The following is a 20321-nucleotide window of genomic DNA, read 5'->3' on the forward strand; positions in this document are numbered from 1 at the left end:
AGCCCATCGGTAGTCCATTTTTACCGGAAATTCACCTAAAATGATCATAAAGCGGGTTTTGTAGGGGTGTGAGGATGACACCGCCGCATGACTCGTCGGATCGCCCGCTGGTGCAGGCGGCGCGGAGCACCGCCGGGAAGCGAGTCGTGTCGCCGACGCTGGTCGGGCGCGTCGAGGAACTGGCGACACTGGTGGCGGCGGTGACCGGTCCGCCGGCGGTGGTGTCGGTCGAGGGCGAGGCGGGGGTCGGCAAGACCAGGCTGGTGTCGGAGCTGCTCGGCCGGCCCGAGGTCGCCGGCCGCCGGGTGCTGCTGGGCCGGTGCCACCCGCTTCGTGAGTCGTTCCCGCTGGGCCCGGTGATCGAGGCGGTGCGTGGCATCGGGGATGAGCTGCGGGGGTTGCGTCTCAGCGGAGTGGCCGGAGCGTTGCGGCCGTTGTTGCCCGAACTGGCGGAGGTGCTGCCGGCCGCACCCGATCCGCTGGACGATCGGATGGCCGAGCGTCACCGGGTCTTCCGGGGGCTGATGGATGTCCTGGTGGCGGCTTCGCCGGCGGTGCTGGTGCTGGAGGACCTGCACTGGGCGGAGGAGCAGACCACCGATTTCGTGGCCTATCTGCTGGGCGGTGCACCGCCTGGGCTGACGGTGGTGCTCACGTATCGGGGTGCGGAGGTCAGCGCGGCGGTGCGGGCGTCGACGGTCAGGCTGCCGCCCGGTACGAGTCAGGCCCATCTTGTGCTGGCGCCGTTGAACCAGGGCGAGACCGGTGCGCTGGCGACCGCGATCCTGGACACCGACCGAATGTCGGAGGAGTTCGCCCGGTATCTGTGGGAACGCACCGCCGGGCTGCCGTTCGCGGTGGAGGAAGTGCTGGCTCTGGTGCGTGAGCGCGGTTTACTGGTACGCCGCGGTGACTACTGGACCCGCAGGGCACTGGAGGAGCTCGAGGTTCCCCGGGGGGTCCGGGACTCGACGCTGGAACGGGTCGCCCGGCTGCCGGCCGGCGCTCACCGGCTGACCGAGGCCGCGGCCGTGCTGCAGACCCCCGTCGCGCTACCGGTTCTGCTGTCCGTCGCCGAGGACGTGGGTGGAATCGAGGGGCTGGAGGAAGCAGTCGGCTCCGGCCTGCTGATCGAAGACGGCGAAGCGTTCGGGTTCCGCCACACGCTGGCGGCCCAGGCGGTCTACGAGACCCTGAGCGGTCGCCGCCGGCGCCGGCTGCACGGCCGGGCGGCGGACGCGTTGCGGGCCCTCGACCCCGTTCCGCTCGGTCAGGTGGCCCATCACCTCAAGCAGGCGGACCGGCTCGCCGAGTGGGTCGTGGCCGTGGAGCAGGCGGCCGGGCAGGCCGTCGCGCTGGGGCACGAGGACGAGGTCGTCCGCCTGCTCGCAGATGTCGTACGGCATGCGCCGATGACCGGCGAGCGGCGCGGCCGGGTCGCGGTCAAGCTCGGGCGGGCCGCGCTGGACACGCTGCGCGCGCGGGAGGTCATCCCGCTGCTGGACCACGTTCTGGACGATGACCTGGCCGGGCCGGTGCGCGGGGAGTTGCGGTTCCTGGTCGCCGTCGCCCTGGGCCAGGCGGGCCGGGACCCGGCCCGGCAGCGGGAGCTGTTCATGGCCGCGATCGACGACCTCCAGGACCGCCCGGATCTGCTGGCGTGGGCGCTGGTGGGCCTGGGCGTCACGCCCCGTCCGCACGAACCGATCCGTGAGAACGTGCGGTGGCTGAGCCGCGCGCTCGAACTGGTCGACGAGGTCGACGACCGTCTCCTTGAGGTGTTCGTGCTGGGCAAGGCCGGTTCCGTCTTCCTGGACATCGGCGACCCGGTGTGGCGTGACGTGGCCGATCGCATGCTGAAGATCACCGGCGGCTCCCCTCAGCAGCGTCGCGAGGCGAACGCCCATTACTCGGTCGGTGTCTCCGCCTGTTACGCCGGCCATTTCGACACGGCCGAATCGATGCTGACCAGTGGGCTGCGCGCGTCGGCCGTGCAGCAGAACCGGCGGCTGGAGGTCATGCTCCGCAGCGGACTCACGCTGTCGCGGTACTGCCGCGGCAGCTGGGATGGATTGCGCGGCGAGGTCGACGACCTCCTCGCCGACGTCGCCCACTACGCGCCGAGCCGCATGGACGTCGAGCTGGCCGGGGGTTGCCTCAACCTGGCGGACGGTGCGGTGGACCAGGCGGATGAGCGGCTGCGGCAGGTCACCGAGCTGGCGGTGGAGATCGGGGCGTACGAGGTCGTGCCGGCGGCGGCCGGCAATTGGGCACGGGCCAGGCTGGCACGTGGTGACACGCAAGGCGCGCTCCACTGCCTCCGGCTGCTGCGACACGAGCTCGACAAGTGGGGTTACTGGCCCTCGGTCGGCTGGGCGCTGCCGTCGGCCGTCGAGGTGTGGACGGCGGCCGGCGAGCACGATGAGGCGCGGCGGTTCACCGAGCGGGTGGAGCGAGAGCTCCGCCACCTGGACGCGCCGCTGGCTTCCGCCGCCTTGTGTTACGCCCAGGGTGTGCTGGACGGCCGCGCCGACGACTTCCTGGCGGCGGTCGTGAAGTACCAGAACGCGTCCGCCCCGTACGAGGCGGCGCGGGCGAGCGAACGCGCGGCCGGTCTGCTGCTCGAAGGCGGCGACCCGCGGGGCGGCCCGGTGCTGCGGGACGCCGTGGCCGTCTATGAGCGGCTCGGCGCCTCATGGGACCACGGCCGGGCGGCCGGCGTCGCCCGGCGGTACGGGGTCGCGCTCCCGGCCCGCCATCGTGGCGGGCGTCAGGGCTACGGTGCGGAGCTGTCCCCCCGCGAGCGTCAGGTGGCGGAGCTGGCCGCCCACGGGCGGACCAACAAGGAGATCGCGCAGGCGCTGTTCGTCTCGGCCAAGACGGTGGAGAAGCACCTCGCTGCGGTGATGCGCAAGTTGCGAGCCCGCTCACGCACGGAGCTGGAGCGCCTGCTGGGGGACGCGGCGAGCAAAGATGGGGGATTCCCCAATAGCTAGCGGTTCACCCGTTCTCCCATCATGTCCGTGTGGAAGTGGACAGATCATCAGCGCCGGACGACGAGATCGGACCGACCGATCGCGACCGGGACGGGCGGCTGCCGTCAGCGGAGCCGGCGGCTGCGATGCCGGCCGAACCCACCGCCGCCGAACCCGTCGACCCGGACGAGGACGGGTGGGTGCCGCTGTGAGCTGCCGTAGGTACCACGTCTGAGGACCGATCTCCCTCCCCAGATCATGCAAAGCACCGAAAGGGTTTCCATGCGCGTTCTCCGTTTCAGGGCGCCCGTTGTTTTAGCGGGCGTGTTGATGGCCGCGGTCGCCGGGCCTGCCGCGGCTGCGGTGCCCCCCGCCTCCACGCCGCCGTCGCCCCCTGCGAGTTCGGCCGCCGCCAAGCCGCCGGAGGAGAAGACCTTCACCCTGCTGACCGGTGACGTGGTCCGGTTGCGGACCGCGGCCGACGGCAGCGCGATCGGTGAGGTCGTCAAGGATGTCGCCCCCCGGAGCGACGTCACCTTCCAGCAGATGTCCGGTGGCCTCTACGCGCTGACCGGCGACACGATCCGCCAGATCGCCGCGGGCAAGCTGGACCGCGAGCTGTTCAACCTGACCAGGCTCGCCGAGTACGGCTACGACGACGCGCACACCAAGCAGTTGCCGGTCATCGCCACCTACAAGGACACGTCGGCGCAGGGGCGGGCCGCGGTGCCCGCCGCGCCGAAGGGCACGTCCCGCAAGCGGACGCTGAACAGCGTCAAGGGCCAAGCGCTCGCGGTCGACAAGACCAAGACGGCCGACGCGTGGGCGGCGCTCAAGGGCGGAGACACGCAGAAGGTCTGGCTGGACGGCCGGGCGAAGGCGTCCCTGGACGTGAGCGTGCCCGCGACCGGCGCGCCTGCCGCCTGGTCGGCGGGGCTGACCGGCAAGGGCGTGAAGATCGGTGTGGTGGACACCGGCATCGACTCGAACCACCCGGACTTCGCCGGCCGGATCGCCGCGTCGCAGAGCTTCGTGACCGGCGTGTCCTCCGCGGCTGACGGCAACGGGCACGGCACGCACGTCGCGTCGATCGCAGCCGGGTCCGGCGCGGCGTCCGACGGCAAGTACCGGGGCGTCGCACCGGATGCCGAGCTGGTGGTCGCGAAGGTGCTCGACGACGGAGGCGCCGGCTACGACTCCGAGATCATCGCCGGCATGGAGTGGACGGCGAACCAAGGCGCCAAGGTGATCAACATGAGCCTGGGCGGCCGGGCGAGCGACGGGACCGACCCGCTGTCGCAGGCGGTCAACCGGATCTCGGAGGCCACCGGCGCGCTGTTCGTCGTCGCGGCGGGCAACGACGGCGACACCTACGCGCCGTACTGGATCGGCAGCCCGGGGAGCGCGGACCAGGCGCTGACCGTGGGAAGCGTGGACAAGACCGCCCCGTACGATCGCAGCTTCTTCTCCAGCTGGGGCCCGCGGCTGGGCGACAACGCGGTCAAACCGGAGATCACCGCGCCAGGGGCGGACATCGCCGCCGCCAGGGCGGCTGGCTCGAAACTCGGAAACGACGTCGACGACGGCGACTACCAGTCGATGTCGGGCACCTCGATGGCCACGCCGCACGTGGCCGGCGGCGTCGCGCTGCTGGCGCAGCAGCATCCGGACTGGAGCCGCGAGCAGATCCGGGACGCGCTGGTCAGCACGGCCAACCCGGGCAAGGAAGGCGAGGTGACCCGCGAGGGCGGCGGCATGATGGACCTGGCTCAGGCCGTAGCCGGTGGTCTGACCGCGACCGGCACCCTGAACCTGGGGATGATCAAAGATCCGTACCCGGTGACCGGCAAGACGGTGACCCTGCGCAATACCGGCGCCGAAGCCGTGCACGCCACCCTCGGTCTCACGCTGACCAAGATGGACGAGCGGATGCTTCAGGCGACCGCGTTCACGCCCGGCGACGCGGTCACGGTGACCCCGTCCGCGGTGGACGTGCCGGCCGGTGGCACCGCCACGGTCACGGTCACGGTCGACCCGGGGACTCTGGAGCTCGGGTCCTACTACGGCTTCCTTGAGGCCCGATCCGGTGACACGGTGGTCCGGACCACGCTCGGCTGGACCAAGGACCCCAAGCGTGCCCCGTTGAAGGTCCGCGGCATCGACCGCACCGGCGCCCCGGCGCACACCACGTGCTGCTCGTTGCTGAGCCTGATGGACCTGGAGACCGGCCAGGATTGGCTCGGCCTGTACGACAAGGGCTCGGCGTACTTCGTCGGGCTCGGCTACGACCCGATGCTGGTGCTCGGCCACCGGTACGCGCTGATGACCAACATCTCGGACTGGACCGCCGAGGAGCCGGTCTTCAAGCTGTCGGAGACCATCGCCGGTGAGCCGGAACTGCTCATGGACGGCCCCCGGGAGCTGGTGTTCGACGCGCGGAAGGCCCAGCGCGTGAAATACCCCACCCGGCAGCCGACCGAGCCGGTCGACCTGATGGCCGTGAACTGGCTCCGGCGCGTCGGAACGACCGGCCACGAATTCGGCCGGATCGGGCAGAGTTTCTACGGCGCCACCGGCTCGGCCGACGTCTACGTGCTGCCCGGCACGACCAAGGCCACCACCGGCACCTTCACGATGGGATTCGGCACGGCGCTGGTCGCTCCCACCCTGACCATGAAGGTCACCGGCCCGCGGGCGCCCGAGCTGCATCCCGCCTATCCGCTGGAGTCCTCCATCACCTGCACCGCTATCCTGCGATGCACGGCCACGTTCCGGTCACCCGGGTCGTACCAGGTGGTGGACGCCGGCAAGGGCAGCCCGGCCGAGCTGGCCGCGGCCGGCGTCCGGGGCAAGCTGGCGCTGATCGACGCGACCGTCGTCATAGACGAACTCGGTCCGATCACGCTGGTCGACCAGCCGGCGGCCGACGCCGCGGCGGCAGGCGCGGCCGGGGTGCTGGTCGCCGTGACCGAGGACGGGCCGGCCCGCCGCGCCGTGGAGAAGCCGACCACGGTGCCGGTGGCGGTGCTCACCCACGACGAGGGCGAGCGCCTGGGCGCGACCATCGCCAAGGGCCGGACCACCGTGACCACCGGCGGGACCCCGGTCTCTCCTTACCTGTACGACCTGTCCTTCACCGTCAAGGACAAGATGCCGACGGACACGGTCTTCGAGACGGGCCCGAAGGATCTGGCCACCATCACGGCCCGGTACCACGCGGACACCCCTGGCATGCTGTACAACGTCGACGGCATCACTCCCAACCAAATGATCAAGGCAGTCACCAAGGTCGCCGCTCCGTTCACCCGCACGGAGTACGTCTCGCCGGGCGTGCGCCGGCAGTTCGTCAGCCAGACGAACATGCTCCGCGAGGAGAGCTCGACCGATTACGTGGCCGGTGCCCGCGTCACCGAGGACTACTTCGCCGCGCCGATGGCGCCCGGGCCCGGCAAGGTGCCGAGCCTGACGGCGTCGTCGTTCCCGCAATGGGGGTATGGCTATCTCTCGTTCGACCTGCTCCCGCTCCGGATCGGCAGTGGGTACCACTACGTGCCTGAGTGGCCGGAAACGCACCTCCGGTTCCTGAAGGACGGCAACGTGCTCTGCGAAACGGCGTACCTCGGCAGTTGCACCCTGCAGACGCCGACGACGCCCGGCCGGTACCGGATCGAGCTCGACACGAAGCAGTCGCTCAGGCCGCTGTCCACGGCCAGCCGTACGGCCTGGGAGTTCGCCGTCCGATTCAACAATCAGGGGGCGGACGGCAAAGAGGGCAACGAGGTCCTGCCCATGGTCGACGTGCACTACGACGTGGCGCTGACCCCGAACAACTCGGTCCGGGCCGGGTCGGAGTACTCGATCAAGCTGCTCCCCGCCCACCAGAGCGGATACAGCGGATCGGACAAGTTCAACGTGCGCGCCTGGGTCAGCGGTGACGATGGGGTCACGTGGACCGATCTGGGCAGCCGCAAGGTCGACGGCGGCAAGACGGCCGGGTACGAGGCCAAGGCGCCACGCAAGGGCGAGTTCGTGACCCTGCGGGTGCAGGCCACCGACTCCGCCGGCAACACGATCGACCAGACCGTCACCAAGGCTTGGAAGGTCGAGCGGAGGTAGGTGGGAGAGCGGCACGTCGGCGCCATTCGCGGGACCACCCCGCGGATGGCGCCGTTCGTCTGCGGGGCGCCACGGGGCGCGGGTACAGGCCCGTGTGAAGCCGCAGGTCATCCGCGTCAGGATCGGGTGAGAGCACCTGCGATCCGCATCGCGACGAACCACGGTGGGAGGGCGCCGGGGATGCTGTCGATGGCGATGATCGCGAAGTTGGGGAGGGCACGGGTGGGGCGGTATGTGCCTGGACGTACGTTTGGGTGGGTCTAGACCTACTTCAGCGCCGATCTGATGAGAATCGGGCTTCGTGCGCTGCACAGTGGACTCACCACACCGTTTTCGGTCGGTTCGGCACAGCGCGGGAACCCGCGGATGTCCACGGTCGGGTCATGGAATAAGGAGAATCATGAGGCAGCTGGCAAGCGCCGGCATGGGATTCGCGCGAGCGTGCGTCGTGGTGGTCGTCACCATGCTGGTTCCGGCCGTGTGGGCCGCCGCCGTGGCGCTGTGGATGTGGTGGTGGGACGGAGACCCGTGGTCGGGGATAGTGCCGTTCATGTGGGCGTGTATCGGCACGCTCGCCCTGTCCCGCCCGGTCTGCCGGACGGTCCGCTCCCTCGTCGCGAAGTGGACGGGCACCGTCATTCCCACCGGATATCGGCAGGCCGGGCCAGTGGCACGGATGTCAACCGGGTACTGGTGGAACGGCTACTCCTACGAGCGCACCAGCCGGGACGCCCACCTAGATCAGCAATGGCGAACCAGGTGGCGCGATCCCGCCACCTGGCGGGACCTGCGGTTCACCGCGATCGCACCGGTCACCGCGGGAGTGATCTGCGCGATCCCGCTCACCGGAGTCGCGGCGGCGGTCCTCGGATTGTCCCAGCCGGCGCTCCCCGCGCGCCTGATCGGAGTGCTCGGCTTGGCCGTGGCGATTGGCGGAGCCCCGTACACCTGGCGGTCCCTCGAGCCGGTAGCTGTCCGTTTCCTGCGCCCGTCGCCTGCGATGACAATGGCCGACCGGGTCGACGAGCTGACGGCCCAGCGCGCCGATACCACGGTCGCGCAGGCCGCCGAGATCCGCCGGATCGAGCGGGACCTCCACGATGGAGCGCAGGCCCGACTCGTCGCGCTCGGGCTGTCGTTGGCGACCGCGGAGAAGCTGATGGAAACCGACCCCGACCAGGCCAGGGCGTTGATGCGGGAGGCGCGAGCCGGCGCCACCACGTCACTGACCGAACTGCGCGACCTGGTCAAGGGAATCAGCCCGCCGGTGCTGACCGAACGAGGGCTCATTGACGCCGTCCGCGCTCTCGCCTTGGACAGCCCGCTCGAAGCGATGGTCGACGCCGACCTTCAGTTACGCCTGGACCCGCCGATCGAGTCCGCCATGTACTTCGGAATCGCCGAACTGCTGACCAACGCGGCCAAGCACGCCCACGCGACCCGAGTACGAATCTCCATCGCCCGGGACGACACCGGCATCGTCGTGGAGGTCGAAGACAACGGCCGGGGCGGGGTCGACGAGCGAGCCGGCGGTGGGCTCGATGGGCTACGCCGCCGCTTGGCGGTCTTCGACGGCACCGTGGAGATCACCAGCCCGGCAGGCGGTCCGACCCGTGTGAGAATGATGGTCCCATGCGAATCGTTGTAGCCGAAGACCTCTACCTCCTGCGCGACGGGATGGTCCGCCTCCTCCAGGCGTACGGGCACCAGGTGGTGGCGACGGCGACCACCGGACCCGAGACGCTGGAGGCGCTGCTGACCTGGCGGCCGGACGTTGCCGTCGTCGACGTCCGCATGCCGCCGACCCAGTCGGATGAGGGCCTGCAGGCGGCTCTTGCCGCCCGCCGCGAGGTTCCCGGACTGCCGATCTTGATTCTTTCCCAGCACGTCGAACAGCTGTATGCCCGCGAACTCCTGGCCGACGGCTCCGGTGGCATCGGCTATTTCCTTAAAGACAGCGTGTTCGACGCCGACCAGTTCGTCGATGCCCTGGAACGCGTGGCCGACGGCGGGACCGCCATGGACCCGGCCGTCATCGCCAAACTGCTGTCCAGCGGGTCTTCGAATCGACGGCTCGGACAGCTCACCGAACGCGAACACTCCGTGCTCGGCCTCATGGCGGAGGGATTGTCCAATCAGGCCATCGGCCAGCGGCTTTTCCTCAGCGAAAGCGCCATCAGCAAGTACACCACCTCTTTGTTCGGCAAACTCGGCATCACCGATGACGACACCAACAACCGCCGCGTCCTCGCCGTCCTCACCTACCTGAACAATCCCTGACGTGCGGAAAACGGGGCCAGCCTGGGCTGATGAGCAGGATCCGGCCCCCGCGCCCCATCGCCGTGGCGAGCGTACTCGCCGGTGCGGGCGGGCTTACCGCCGTGACGCTGTGGGCGCAAACCCGCACGCACGCACCCCTGCTCGGTCTTGATGTCGCGCTCGCGAGCCTGGCCTGACCGCTCGATCGACTCCCATCCCGTCGACGGGTGACGCGGCGCCGTCGGATCAGACGCGCCGCCACCGAGCGGGGACATTCGGCGGCTCCCATCCGGCGTAGGCGGTGTTTCCCTGGACCCACCGGCTAACCTCAGGCCGTCGGGGGTGACCCGGTCGCCGGCGTTGACGGGGCGCTGCGAGGTGACCGGCCGGAACCTGGCAGCCTGGAGGTGAACAGAGCTGACATCGGACGTGGGAGGCGAACACCCTTCACGCTTTCATGACTTCGCCGTACGGGGTCTTCCGGTGGCGCCGGCCCAGGCGAGGGCGGTCCGGGAAAGGCCTCCGGCATGCCGTACCGGATGCCGGTGACCTGTCGGTGGGTAGGAGGACGGGGTCGGGGACATGTCCGGAAGCCCGGGACGGCGGCGGGGCCGGGGGATCGGGAGGGGAACGGGTGGAGACGGTGGCTTCCTCGCGTCGGGGTGAGTCCCTGGAGCGGGCGGTCGAGGCGATCGCGCTGGTGGATCACCATGTTCACGGCGCGCTGGCCGGGGATGTGTCGCGGCGGGAGTTCGAGGAGATGATCACCGAGTCCGACCGGCCGGTGCCCTCCTGGATGACCTTCTTCGACTCCCAGCTCGGGTTCGCCGTCCTGCGCCACTGCGCGCCCGTGCTCGGCCTCGACCCGCACCCCGAACCGGACACCTACCTCGCCCGCCGTAACCGGCTCGGGGCCGACGAGGTCAACAGGCGGCTGCTGACCGCCGGCGGGGTCGGCCACTTCCTGGTGGAGACGGGCCACCGGGGGGACGAGATCCTCGACCCGGCGCGGATGGCCGCCGTCACCGGCAGGCCCGCCGACGAGATCGTCCGGCTGGAGGCGGTCGCAGAGGCGGTCGCCGCCGAGGGGGTCGAAGCCGCCGGGTTCGCCGCAGCCTTCGAGACGGCCCTGTGGGAGCGCAGCCGTACGGCACGCGGCCTGAAGACCGTCGTCGCCTACCGCCACGGGTTCGACTTCGAGCCCGGCCCGCCCACCCTGGCGGAGGTGACGGCGGCCGCCGACCGCTGGCTGTGGAGGTCCGAGGAGGCCGAGAAGGTCCGCGTCGACGACCCGGTGCTGCTGCGCCACCTGATCTGGAAGGGGATCGAGCGTGGTCTGCCGCTGCAGTTCCACGCCGGCTACGGCGACCCCGACGTCGACCTCCGCCGCTCCGACCCGCTGCTGCTACGCGGTCTCATCGAGCTGGCCGAGCCCAGGGGCGTCCCCTTCGTCCTGCTGCACTGCTACCCCTTCCACCGCAACGCCGGGTTCCTCGCGCAGGCCTATCCGCATGTCCACTTCGACGTCGGGCTGGCGGTGAACCACACCGGGGCGCGCAGCACCGCCGTCGTGGCCGAGAGCCTGGAGACGGCGCCGTTCGCCAAGATCCTCTTCTCCTCGGACGCCTGGGGTCCCGCCGAACTCCACCACCTCGGCGCTCTGCTCTGGCGTCGCGCGATGACCCGTGTCCTGTCGGGTTTCGTCGCGGACGGGGAGTGGAGTGAGGCGCAGGCCGTACGGGTCGCCACGATGATCGGCGCGGAGAACGCCCGCCGGGTCTACGGCCTCGGGGAGGCCGCGTGAACGGCGCTTCCGTCCGGGGCCGCGTCCCGAGTGGAGACCGGCCCGGGGGACGCCGCGTGAACGGCGCTTCCGTCCGGGGCCGCGTTCCCGGTGGAGACCGGGCCCGGGAGGTCACGTGAACGGTGTCCATGAGCGACTCCACGCCGCGCTCCGTGCCGAACTGCCCACCGCCCACCTCCTGCGCCGCGAACTGCACGCCGAACCGTGCGTCTCCGGCAAGGAGGAGCCGACGCTCAGACGCGTGCTGGAGGCGCTGCCCGAGGGCGCCGCGCTGGAGCAGGTGGCCGGCACCGGCGCGCTGCTGCGCGTCGGCGGCGACGGCCCGGCCGTCGGCGTACGCGGGGAACTGGACGCCCTGCCGATCGCCGAGAGGACGGGCGTCTCGTGGGCCGCGCGCAACGGCGCCATGCACGCCTGCGGCCATGACGTCCACCTCGCCGCGCTGGTGGCGCTGACCAGGGCGGTCGACCGGGTGGGCGCGCCCGCACCGATGGTCGCGGTGCTGCAGCCGCGTGAGGAGACCCACCCCTCCGGAGCCCTCGACATCATCGAGTCCGGCGCGCTCGACCGGCTCCAGGTCGGCGCGATGGTCGCCGCACACGTCCAGCCGGTGCTCGGCGCCGGTGAGACGGCCTGCACGTCCGGCGCGGTCAACGCCTCCGCCGACGAGTTCACCCTCACCATCCGGGGGCAGAGCGGGCACGCCGCCTACCCCCAGTTCTCCCGCGACCCGGTCCTGGCCGTCGCCCAGGTCATCGTGGCCGCGCAGCAGCTCGTCAGCCGCAACTCCGACCCGATGACGCCGACCGTGGTCACCTTCGGCACGGTCACCGCGGGCACCGCCCCCAACGTCACCCCCGCCGACGCCGTGGTGCGGGGCACCCTCCGCACGATGTCGGAGACCTGGCGCGGCCAGCTCCACGAACGGCTCCGGGTGATCGCCGACGGGATCGCCCGCGCCCACGGCTGCGAGGCGGAGGTGCTCATCTCGCGAGGGGAGCCGGTGCTCGTCAACGACGCCCGCCTCGCCGAGGAGACCGCCTACCTGCTCGCCCGGCTCACCGGACCCGAGCTGGACACCGAGTACGGCCACCACGCCCCCGCCACGCTGCGTTCCTGCGGAGCCGACGACTTCGCCCGCTACACCTCGGTCGTACCGTCCCTGATGATGTTCGTGGGGGTCGACACGTCGTCAGGCCTGCATACTCCGGAGTTCCTGCCTGACGACGAGGCCGTGACGGCGGTCGCCGAGAGCCTGCTCGCCGCCTACCTCGCCGCCGCGCACGTGATCGGCGGCACCGGCGTGCCCTGACGCGGAGTCCCGGTCCGGTGCGCTCGCGTGTTCGACATGGATGACCCACGCCGAGAGTCGTCATCGGCGCGGCTCCCAGCGGAAGATCCGGGAGGCCAGCGCGACGGCGACGACGACCCAGCTCAGTGTGGGCACCAGGAGAACCAGGGAGTCCGTGACGGGAACGCCGCCGTTCCAGGCGTTGACCACCAGTTCGGTGGCCGAGCCGCCGGGAAGCAGCCGTTTGAGCAGGGTGAGTTCCTCGGTGCCGGTGGTCCCCACCCAACTGGCCACGAGGATGGTGCCGACGCTGATGGGCAGCGTGGTCACCTGGGCGTGTTCGGGGGAGTTCGTCAGTCCCGCCGTCGCCAGGCCCAGGCCGAGCATCATGATCACCATCGAGAGGACGGCCGCAGCCAGGAGGAGGATATTGTCCGGCTCGCCGGTGATCACGGCCAGCACGGTCATGATCACGGCCACCTGGACCAGTGAGATGACGGTGATCGGGAGGAGCAGCCCGAAGAGGATGCCGGTGTCGCCCGCCGCGGTGGAGCGCAGCCGCTTGAGGAAGAGGTTCTGCCGGCGTGCGGCCAGCGTGGTCACCGTGGTGGTGTAGAGCCCGAACGCCCCCACGGTGAACATCACTATCGCCGCGATGTATCCGAGGCTGCCCAAGGCCGCGAAGATTTCGTGCTGGTAGATGAACAACGCGCTGACCGCTGCGGGCATGACGAGACTGGTGACCAGAACCAGCCGGTTCCGGAAGATCTGGACCAGCTCGCTGAGAGCGATCGAGAGCATGGCGAAGGTCCTTTCTTGGAAAGTTCCGGGAGCGGGGCTAGTCGCTGCCGATGGCGCGGAAGACGTCGTCGAGCCGGGTCGGTCCGGCTTGGAGTTCCCGCAGTTCCACCGCGTGGTCCTGCGCCCAGCGGAGCAGGGTGTGCAGGTCCTTCTGCAGGCCGAAGGTCTCGATGAGGAACGTTCCGTCACTCTCGCGCGTGGCCTGCAGCGGTGGCACCGGTGCGGGGGCCGCAAGGGAGAAGCGGATGGCGGCCGGCAGGGTCTGCGTCAGTTCGGAGACGGTCCCCTCCCGGTAGAGGGTGCCTCTGTGCATGAGACCGATGCGGTCGGCGTGCTGCTGCGCCTCTTCCAGGTAGTGCGTGGTGAGAACGACGGTGCAGCCGTCTTCGCGCAGCTTGTCCACGGTGTCCCACAGCTCGTCCCGGGACTGGATGTCCAAGCCGGTGGTGGGCTCGTCCAGGAAGATCAGCTCAGGCGTTCCGTACACGGCGGTGGCGAAGTCCAGCCGTCGTTTCTCGCCGCCGGAGAGCCGGGACACCTTGGTGCCGGCCTGGCGAGTGAGATTCACCACGCCGAGCACGCGTTCGGCCGTGTCCGTGCGCCGGGTGAGCTTTCCGATCAGCCGGACCGATTCCTGCACCGTCAGGTCCGGGGAGAACCCGCTGTCCTGCAGCATGATGCCCATCCTGGGCCGCACGGCCTGCCGGTCGCGTGGGCTCTGCCCGAAGACCCGCACGGTGCCCGAGTCGGCCGTACGGTGGCCTTCGACGGTCTCCAGGGTCGAGGTCTTCCCCGCCCCGTTCGTGCCGAGCAGAGCGTAGAGCTCCCCGCGCTGCACCTGGAAGGACAGGTCCTTCACGGCAGGGAAGTCGCCGTAGGAGAGGTTCAGGCGTTCAACGTCGATGACCGGTGTCGAGGACATGCCGTCGATCTCAGCAGCCGCCGCGCTCACCGGGCAGTGCGACCACGTCATGACCTCGCCATGACATTTCTCGGGTGAACGTATGACGCAGCGTCAGTGGTGCCACCACGGAACCGGAAGAATACTGGGCAGTCTCTGCTGTTCGATTCCGGAGAGCCACCCATGGACACCGAACCCCTGCGCATGCTGCCGGCAGTCGACATGACCGTCTTCCTGCTGGTCTGCGCAGCGTTCCTCCGCCATCGCCCCGGCGCCGGTCTCCTGCCTGACGGTGCGAACAACCGGTGGCCGACGTGGACAGCCGCGGTCCTCACCACGGCGGGCGCCGCGGCGGTCCCGCCGCTCAGCCTGACGGCTCAGCGGCCGGGCGAGGACCGGTGAGGCTGACCCGGGCAGCGGCGCACACGATGCCCGAGCACACCCAGGCGACGCGGGGACGGCTGCGCAGCCTCAACCTCACCATGTTCCTCCCGCTGCTCGCTGCCGTAGGGGCGCTGCTGGTGGCGATCGATGCCCGGACCTGGTGGCACGTCGCAGTCCTGAGCCTGGGCGTGGTCGCGGCCCTGGTGGCCTTCGTGCGGTGGGCGGCGCGTGACATCTCCCGCGTCGCACTTCCCTGCCTGATCGTCGCCGCGGCCGTATGGGCCCTCGGAGCGCTGGTGGTGGGCAGTGACACGGCGTTCTACGGCATTTCGATCGTGGGCTCCCTCGCCGTCCCCCAGCTGCCGCGCCACCGGAGCGCGGCAGCCCTGGGGCTGATCGCCTACGTCGCCGTGGCAGGTGCGGCGAGACTGCTGGTCACACAGGAAGACGTCTCCGATGTTCTGATCGCATACGTCATCGTCCCCGCGGGCGTCACAGCGGTGCTGACCGGCTTTATGTTCCCCAACCAGAGGTTCTACGGCCTCGTCGCGGAGCTGGAGGAGGCACGAGAACGCGACGCGGAGCTGGCCGTCATCCGGGAGCGCATGCGTTTCGCCAGTGATCTGCACGATATCCAGGGCCACACGCTGCATGTGGTGAAGCTGAAGATCGCGCTGGCCCAGAAGCTGGTGCACAGCGACACCGAACGAGTGGAGCAGGAACTGCGCGAGGTGCATGCCTTGGTCAGCGACACCATCACCCAGACCAAGGAGCTCGCCTACGCGCAGCGGCGGCTCAACCTGTCCGCGGAACTGGAGAACGCGAAGAACCTCTTCGAGGCCGCGGGCATCCGCGTACGCGTCGACCGTACGGCCGAGGTTGACGCGCGCGCAGGCGAGCTGCTCGGCCAGGTACTGCGGGAGACGACGACCAACATCCTGCGGCACGCACAGGCCGAGCAGGTGCGCATCACCCTCTCGGAGTCGGGCATCGCCATCGTCAACGACGGCGTGCGGGAGGCTCCGCTTCCCGAACTGCGGGGGCTCGCTACGCTCAGGGAACGAGTGGTGGGCAACGGAGGCGAGCTGACGGTGGAGCAGAAAGACGGGCGTTTCCTGACGGCTGCGGCATTCCCGCACGGTCGGTCAGACGCTGCTCTCTGAAAAGCGGGAAGGACGACCGATGACCACCGTGGTGCTCGCCGACGACGAGGTGCTCCTCCGCAAGGCGTTGGCGTCGTTGCTCCCACTGGAGGGCGAGATCACCGTGCTCGCCGAAGCAGAAGAGGGTGCGGCGGCCGTCCGGGCCACGCTGCGGCACCTGCCCGATGTGCTCGTCATCGATCTGGAGATGCCCGGTATGGATGGACTCGGCGCCGTCGCGGAGATCCGCCGTGCGCGGCCGGAGCAGGTGATCCTCATGCTGACCCGCCATGCCAGGCCCGGAGTGCTGCGCAAGGCGCTGAAGCTCGGAGTCCAGGGCTTCGTCAGCAAGTCCGCGGAACCGGCGCACATCGTTTCGGTCATCAAAACCCTGCACGAGGGCAAGCGATGGATCGACCCGGATGTCTCCGCGCTCGCCGTCGTCGACGACTGCCCGCTCACCGACCGCGAGATCGATGTGCTGCGGGTGACCGGCGAAGGCTATTCGGTCGCCGACATCGCCACCCGACTCCACCTGGCAGCGGGCACGGTGCGCAACTACCTCTCGAATGCGATGCAGAAGACCCAGACCAGGACCCGGCACGAAGCGGCGCGGTACGCGCGTGAACACGACTGGCTGTGAGCGCCGACGACGGGGGACGACGTCCCGCGCGAATGAACGTCGGGCCGCCTGACCAGGCGTTGGCATCGAGGGTTCGCATCGCCTGAGCACGCACCGTGACGAGTTCGTTCTCCATCGAGCGTGCCTGCACCCGCGATTCGCGACCGTTGAACGGGCGAGCCCACCGGTACGGGACCCCGACGCGTGTCAGCGACCTCGTAAACCGATGCTCAGCCCTCCTGATGCCGCCAGCACGGGATGTTCCGGCGCTTCCTCCGCCATCTGGAACCAGACCACCCGTCCTGCTGGGCTGTCGTGCCATCCCCACGCCGTGGCCAACTCCCGCACCAGCCATAATCCCCGTCCCCCACCGCTGTCGGCGTCGACGTCGCGCCGGACGCGGGGGATGCTGCCGGCCGAACCGTCGTCGATCACGTTGACCAGGATCGACCTGGCGCGGTGGACGACTATCACCGTGATCTTCCCGCCGGGGCGGCGGCCGGAGTCGGAGTGTCTCACCGCGTTGCTCACCAGTTCGGTGACCAGAAGAAGTGCGTCGTCCGTCCGCGGATGGTCGGTGGGTTCCAGCAGGCCGCGGACGTATCGCCGGGCCTGCGGAACGGATGCGGCGTCTCCGGGGAGTGCGACGTGCCCGAGTGGCTCCGATGACTTCATCGCGTCACCGTCCCCGCTATTCACGTCACCATGCCCCTGATCCGGCCCGGTTTCCGTGAAAGTCGTCACGGAAACCGGCGGAATCCCGCATAGCGCATCGGCCGGAGACGGAGGATCGGGAGGTGGGAAGGGTCCTGCGGTGGCCTCCGGCCGGTTCTCTCCCATCGGCTGGAGCCGGAGGATCGGGAGGCGGGGAGGGCTCTGCGGCGGCCTCCGGCCGGATCTTTCCCATGCCGATCGGATTGCTGGAAGGGTGGTCGTATGCGCATCGATCTGCACGCCCATTCGACCGCCAGCGACGGCACCGACTCTCCCGGGGCGCTGATGGAGGTCGCGGACGCGGCCGGGCTGGACGTGGTGGCGATCACCGACCACGACACGACCGCCGGATGGGAGGCCGCCTCCGCCGCGCTGCCCCCCGGCCGGACACTGGTGCGCGGTGCCGAGCTGTCCGGCCGGTGGTACGGTGCCGAGCCGACGGTGGGACTGCACCTGCTGGCCTACCTGTTCGACCCCGGCCACGGGCCGCTGACCGCGGAGCTGGCCCGGGTACGCCGATCCCGTGAGCAGCGGGCGGACAAGATCGTGGCGTTGCTGAACGCCGACGGCATCGACGTCACGGTCCCCGAGATCCGCGAGTACGCGGCCGGTGGCACGGTGGGCCGTCCCCACCTCGCCCAGGCTCTCATCAGACGTGGCCTGGTCGCGACCGTCAGCGAGGCCTTCGCCCCGGAATGGCTGGGCCACCGCTACCGGCTGCCCAAGGCCGACATCGACGTGTTCACCGCGGTCCGGCTGGTGAACGAGGCCGGTGGCGTCTCGGTGCTGGCACATCCGAGGGCGAGCAGCCGCGGCCACATCGTGCCCGACACGCTGATCGCCGAGCTGGCGGAGGCGGGAATGTGGGGCATCGAGGCCGACCACATGGACCACCCGCCCGCCGACCGCGCGCACGTGCGCGCCCTCGCCCGTGACCTCGGCCTCCGGGTCACCGGATCCAGCGACTATCACGGCGTCAACAAGACCGTACGGCTCGGCGCCTCCACCACCGACCCGCTCGTCTACCAGGAAATGATCTCCACCGCGACGGGCACCGTACCCCTCACCGGATGACGACCGGAGCACACCGCGCGACCCGGCGGTGCGGTTCTTCCGTCACCCTGTCCGACAGGCCCGGCGGGCCGGGCGGGGCGCGTCCGAGGAGCGAGCCCCGCCCGGCGGTGGATCAGAGCTCGCCGCTTTCGATCGCTTGCTTGAGTGCCGCCTGCGTCGCCTCGTGGGAGGCGACGCCGTTCGTGACGACGAAATCGATCAGCGAGGTGTCCGCATCGAAGACGAGATACTCGGTGACCTCGGTCTTCCCGTTGGCCAGCTCCTCGAAGAGGATTTTCTGGTGCGTGACAACGCCGGGCAGCGACCAGGTGTCCGTCTCGTACCTGAGGCCGTCGTGGTCAATGCGCTGTTGCGCGTGCGTGTTGCTGGTGACGATCGTGCCCTGGTACGGGATCTCCTCGACGGCCGTGAAGTTGATGGTGCGTATGCAGGCCTGAGACCGGTCGTCGTGGGTGACGACTCGCTTCAGGAACGAATGCATGCCGATGTGATGGTTGATATCCGAATACGCTGCGAACACGTGTTCCACCGGGGCGTCGATCTCGATGGAGATGCGGGCCTTGTCCCGGCTCCGCCCCGACCCCGGAAGGGGAGGTGTGGAGTCGTAGAACCTGTAGGTGTCCCACGCGGCCTGCCACTCGACGGCGAGTTCGGCATCGCTCTCGGGGACGTCGGCGTGGACGGGGCCGGAGAAGGCGGTGAGAACGAGGGCCGCGGCGAACAGCGGGGCAGCAAGAAGTCGAAGGAGCTTCACATGTACCTCAAGAAGAGATGATAAGAACAAACGATCTTTTATCGCATGTCCCCGTGATTGAGAAACCTCGGTGCCCGACCGTCTTGCAGGAGCACGACGATGCCCTCCGCGATCTCGGCGAGGACGTCGGCCACGTCCGCGGGCGCGACCGGCTGCACGAGCGGCGGCGCGATCGTGGCGGCCGGCGCGCGGCCGATCCTCTGGGACCTCGTCGAGAGACTCAACGCGATCGACGAACGCCACGAGATCATCGACACGGTCAGGCGGGAGGAGGCCGCAGACGCGTTCTTCGAGCCGGCGCGGCGCGCTGGTGTCCCGGACTCCGAGACGGCCGCCTGGTTTGACGAGTGGCGCGACTTCCAGTGCTGCGGCGGTGCGGTGATCCGGCCGTCCCTACGGCCGGGTGTCAGTATCCCGTGGCGGGATCGATCACTCCCTCCAGTGGCAGGCCCTCCCGCAGGTGGTGCACGTTCCGCTCGACCCGCTCGCAGAGCATCCGCAGGACGTACTCGGCGGAGTCCGCGCAGTGCGAGGTGATGAGAGCCCTGGGGTCGTCCCACAGGGGGTGCCCCTCGGGGAGCGGTTCGGGATCCGTCACGTCCAGACCGGCGGCGGAGATCGTCCCCGCGCGCAGAGCCTCGGCGAGCGCGTCGGTCTGGATGTGCGCGCCGCGCGCGACGTTGACGACGACGGCCTGCGGCGGCAGCGACGCCAGCTCGGCGGCGCCGATGACGTGCCTGGTCTCGGGGGTCAGGGCGAGGGCCACCACCAGGACGTCGGTCTCGGGAAGTGTGGCGTGCAACGCCGTCGGCGGCAGCGTCTCCTCGGCGCCCTCGACCTTCTCGTCCCGGCGGCGGATCACCCGGATCCGGCAGCCGAAGGGTTGCAGGATCCGGACGAGTTCCGCGGCGATGCCGCCGCCGCCGAGGATCGTCACCCGCAGACCGTGCAGCGACCGGGGATCCACCGCATGCCAGCGGGGCGTCCGCGCCTGCCGTACGACACTGCGCAGGCAGGCCAGCGTCAGCATCAGCGCGTGCTCGGCGACCTGCCCGGCGAACGAGCCCTTGGCGCAGGTGAAGACGGCCGGGCGGCGGAAGAGGCCGGATGGCGCGAACTTCTCCACCCCCGCCCACGGGAACTGCACCCACCCGATCCCGGGGTGATCGTCCAGTGCCTGCCGGAGCTGTTCCGGCTCACCGGGGATGAGCCAGACCAGACCGTTGGCCTCGTCGAGCGGGACGTTGGCACCGCCCCCGGCGGCCACGGCCTTCTCGATCTCCGAACGCAGGTGGTCGATGTCGGGGGAGTTGGCACGGCCGTAGGCCTGTCCCACCTCGGCGGATGGGGCGATCGCGATGCGGGCTTCCATGACGGACATTCTGTCGCGGCCTCTCGGCCGGAGGCGCCCAGGGGTGCCGCCGTCCCTGGCGCCTCCGGCCGAGGGACCAGGAGCGTCACTGGAAGGCGCCGGGGTAATCGGA

General features: G+C 70.0%; 18 protein-coding genes. 12 read left to right on the forward strand and 6 right to left on the reverse strand.

Features of this window, described 5'->3' with window-relative positions:
* The first annotated feature begins 74 nt into the window (after nucleotides 1-74).
* The 8 genes from OHA77_RS29130 (at nucleotide 75) to OHA77_RS29165 (ending at nucleotide 12466) form a co-directional block, all read left to right on the forward strand.
* Entirely contained in the window at nucleotides 75-2996 is a 2922-nt protein-coding gene (locus OHA77_RS29130; RefSeq protein WP_406312589.1) for an AAA family ATPase, read from the forward strand.
* A gap of 29 nt (nucleotides 2997-3025) precedes the next feature.
* Entirely contained in the window at nucleotides 3026-3187 is a 162-nt protein-coding gene (locus tag OHA77_RS29135) for a hypothetical protein (RefSeq protein WP_406312590.1), read from the forward strand.
* 70 nt (nucleotides 3188-3257) lie between these two features.
* Nucleotides 3258-7091: a S8 family peptidase gene (locus OHA77_RS29140; protein ID WP_406312591.1), complete on the forward strand. Its 3834-nt coding sequence runs from the start codon at nucleotides 3258-3260 to the stop codon at nucleotides 7089-7091.
* Nucleotides 7092-7491: 400 nt separating this feature from the next.
* Nucleotides 7492-8739, forward strand: a complete 1248-nt coding sequence (locus tag OHA77_RS29145; protein ID WP_406312592.1) for a histidine kinase — start codon at nucleotides 7492-7494, stop codon at nucleotides 8737-8739.
* Nucleotides 8724-9371, forward strand: a complete 648-nt coding sequence (locus OHA77_RS29150) for a response regulator transcription factor (RefSeq protein WP_326824991.1) — start codon at nucleotides 8724-8726, stop codon at nucleotides 9369-9371. Before OHA77_RS29145 ends, OHA77_RS29150 begins: the two co-directional genes overlap by 16 nt.
* A 29-nt stretch (nucleotides 9372-9400) precedes the next feature.
* Nucleotides 9401-9547 carry a hypothetical protein gene (locus OHA77_RS29155; protein WP_406312593.1) on the forward strand — a complete coding sequence of 49 codons (147 nt, stop codon included), beginning with the start codon at nucleotides 9401-9403 and terminating at the stop codon, nucleotides 9545-9547.
* Nucleotides 9548-9993: 446 nt separating this feature from the next.
* Nucleotides 9994-11154, forward strand: a complete 1161-nt coding sequence (locus tag OHA77_RS29160) for an amidohydrolase family protein (protein WP_406312594.1) — start codon at nucleotides 9994-9996, stop codon at nucleotides 11152-11154.
* Nucleotides 11155-11269: 115 nt separating this feature from the next.
* A complete protein-coding gene (locus tag OHA77_RS29165) occupies nucleotides 11270-12466 on the forward strand; it encodes a M20 family metallopeptidase (RefSeq protein ID WP_406312595.1) in 1197 nt (398 codons plus the stop codon).
* A 60-nt stretch (nucleotides 12467-12526) separates the two neighbouring features.
* Here the strand turns inward: OHA77_RS29165 and OHA77_RS29170 are convergent, their stop codons facing one another.
* Entirely contained in the window at nucleotides 12527-13246 is a 720-nt protein-coding gene (locus tag OHA77_RS29170) for an ABC transporter permease (protein ID WP_406312596.1), read from the reverse strand.
* Nucleotides 13247-13283: 37 nt separating this feature from the next.
* Nucleotides 13284-14168: an ABC transporter ATP-binding protein gene (locus OHA77_RS29175; RefSeq protein WP_406319889.1), complete on the reverse strand. Its 885-nt coding sequence runs from the start codon at nucleotides 14166-14168 to the stop codon at nucleotides 13284-13286.
* A gap of 162 nt (nucleotides 14169-14330) precedes the next feature.
* Here OHA77_RS29175 and OHA77_RS29180 point away from each other — a divergent pair, with 162 nt between their 5' ends.
* The 3 genes from OHA77_RS29180 to OHA77_RS29190 are packed head-to-tail and all read left to right on the forward strand — an operon-like array spanning nucleotide 14331 to nucleotide 16316.
* Entirely contained in the window at nucleotides 14331-14549 is a 219-nt protein-coding gene (locus tag OHA77_RS29180) for a hypothetical protein (RefSeq protein ID WP_406312597.1), read from the forward strand.
* A gap of 26 nt (nucleotides 14550-14575) precedes the next feature.
* On the forward strand, nucleotides 14576-15694 hold the full coding sequence (locus tag OHA77_RS29185) for a sensor histidine kinase (RefSeq protein ID WP_406319890.1): 1119 nt from the start codon (nucleotides 14576-14578) through the stop codon (nucleotides 15692-15694).
* Between the two features lie 19 nt (nucleotides 15695-15713).
* Nucleotides 15714-16316: a response regulator transcription factor gene (locus tag OHA77_RS29190; RefSeq protein WP_326824986.1), complete on the forward strand. Its 603-nt coding sequence runs from the start codon at nucleotides 15714-15716 to the stop codon at nucleotides 16314-16316.
* A gap of 186 nt (nucleotides 16317-16502) precedes the next feature.
* On the opposite strand, the gene OHA77_RS29195 is transcribed toward OHA77_RS29190, so the two are convergent.
* Nucleotides 16503-16970 (reverse strand): ATP-binding protein, encoded by a 468-nt coding sequence (locus tag OHA77_RS29195; protein WP_406312598.1) that lies wholly within the window; start codon nucleotides 16968-16970, stop codon nucleotides 16503-16505.
* A gap of 261 nt (nucleotides 16971-17231) precedes the next feature.
* On the opposite strand from OHA77_RS29195, the gene OHA77_RS29200 reads away from it, so the two are divergent.
* Nucleotides 17232-18083: a PHP domain-containing protein gene (locus OHA77_RS29200; protein ID WP_406312599.1), complete on the forward strand. Its 852-nt coding sequence runs from the start codon at nucleotides 17232-17234 to the stop codon at nucleotides 18081-18083.
* 112 nt (nucleotides 18084-18195) lie between these two features.
* Here the strand turns inward: OHA77_RS29200 and OHA77_RS29205 are convergent, their stop codons facing one another.
* The 3 genes from OHA77_RS29205 to OHA77_RS29215 form a co-directional block, all read right to left on the reverse strand.
* A complete protein-coding gene (locus tag OHA77_RS29205; RefSeq protein ID WP_406312600.1) occupies nucleotides 18196-18837 on the reverse strand; it encodes a hypothetical protein in 642 nt (213 codons plus the stop codon).
* Between the two features lie 38 nt (nucleotides 18838-18875).
* The gene (locus OHA77_RS29210) at nucleotides 18876-19088 is read right to left on the reverse strand and encodes a hypothetical protein (RefSeq protein WP_406312601.1); all 213 of its coding nucleotides are present in this window, start codon (nucleotides 19086-19088) and stop codon (nucleotides 18876-18878) included.
* A gap of 155 nt (nucleotides 19089-19243) precedes the next feature.
* Complete coding sequence (locus OHA77_RS29215) at nucleotides 19244-20209, reverse strand: D-isomer specific 2-hydroxyacid dehydrogenase family protein (protein ID WP_406312603.1); 966 nt, start codon at nucleotides 20207-20209, stop codon at nucleotides 19244-19246.
* Between the last annotated feature and the right edge of the window lie 112 nt (nucleotides 20210-20321).

The sequence above is a fragment of the Streptosporangium sp. NBC_01639 genome (genome assembly GCF_045209755.1).
Lineage (GTDB): Bacteria > Actinomycetota > Actinomycetes > Streptosporangiales > Streptosporangiaceae > Streptosporangium.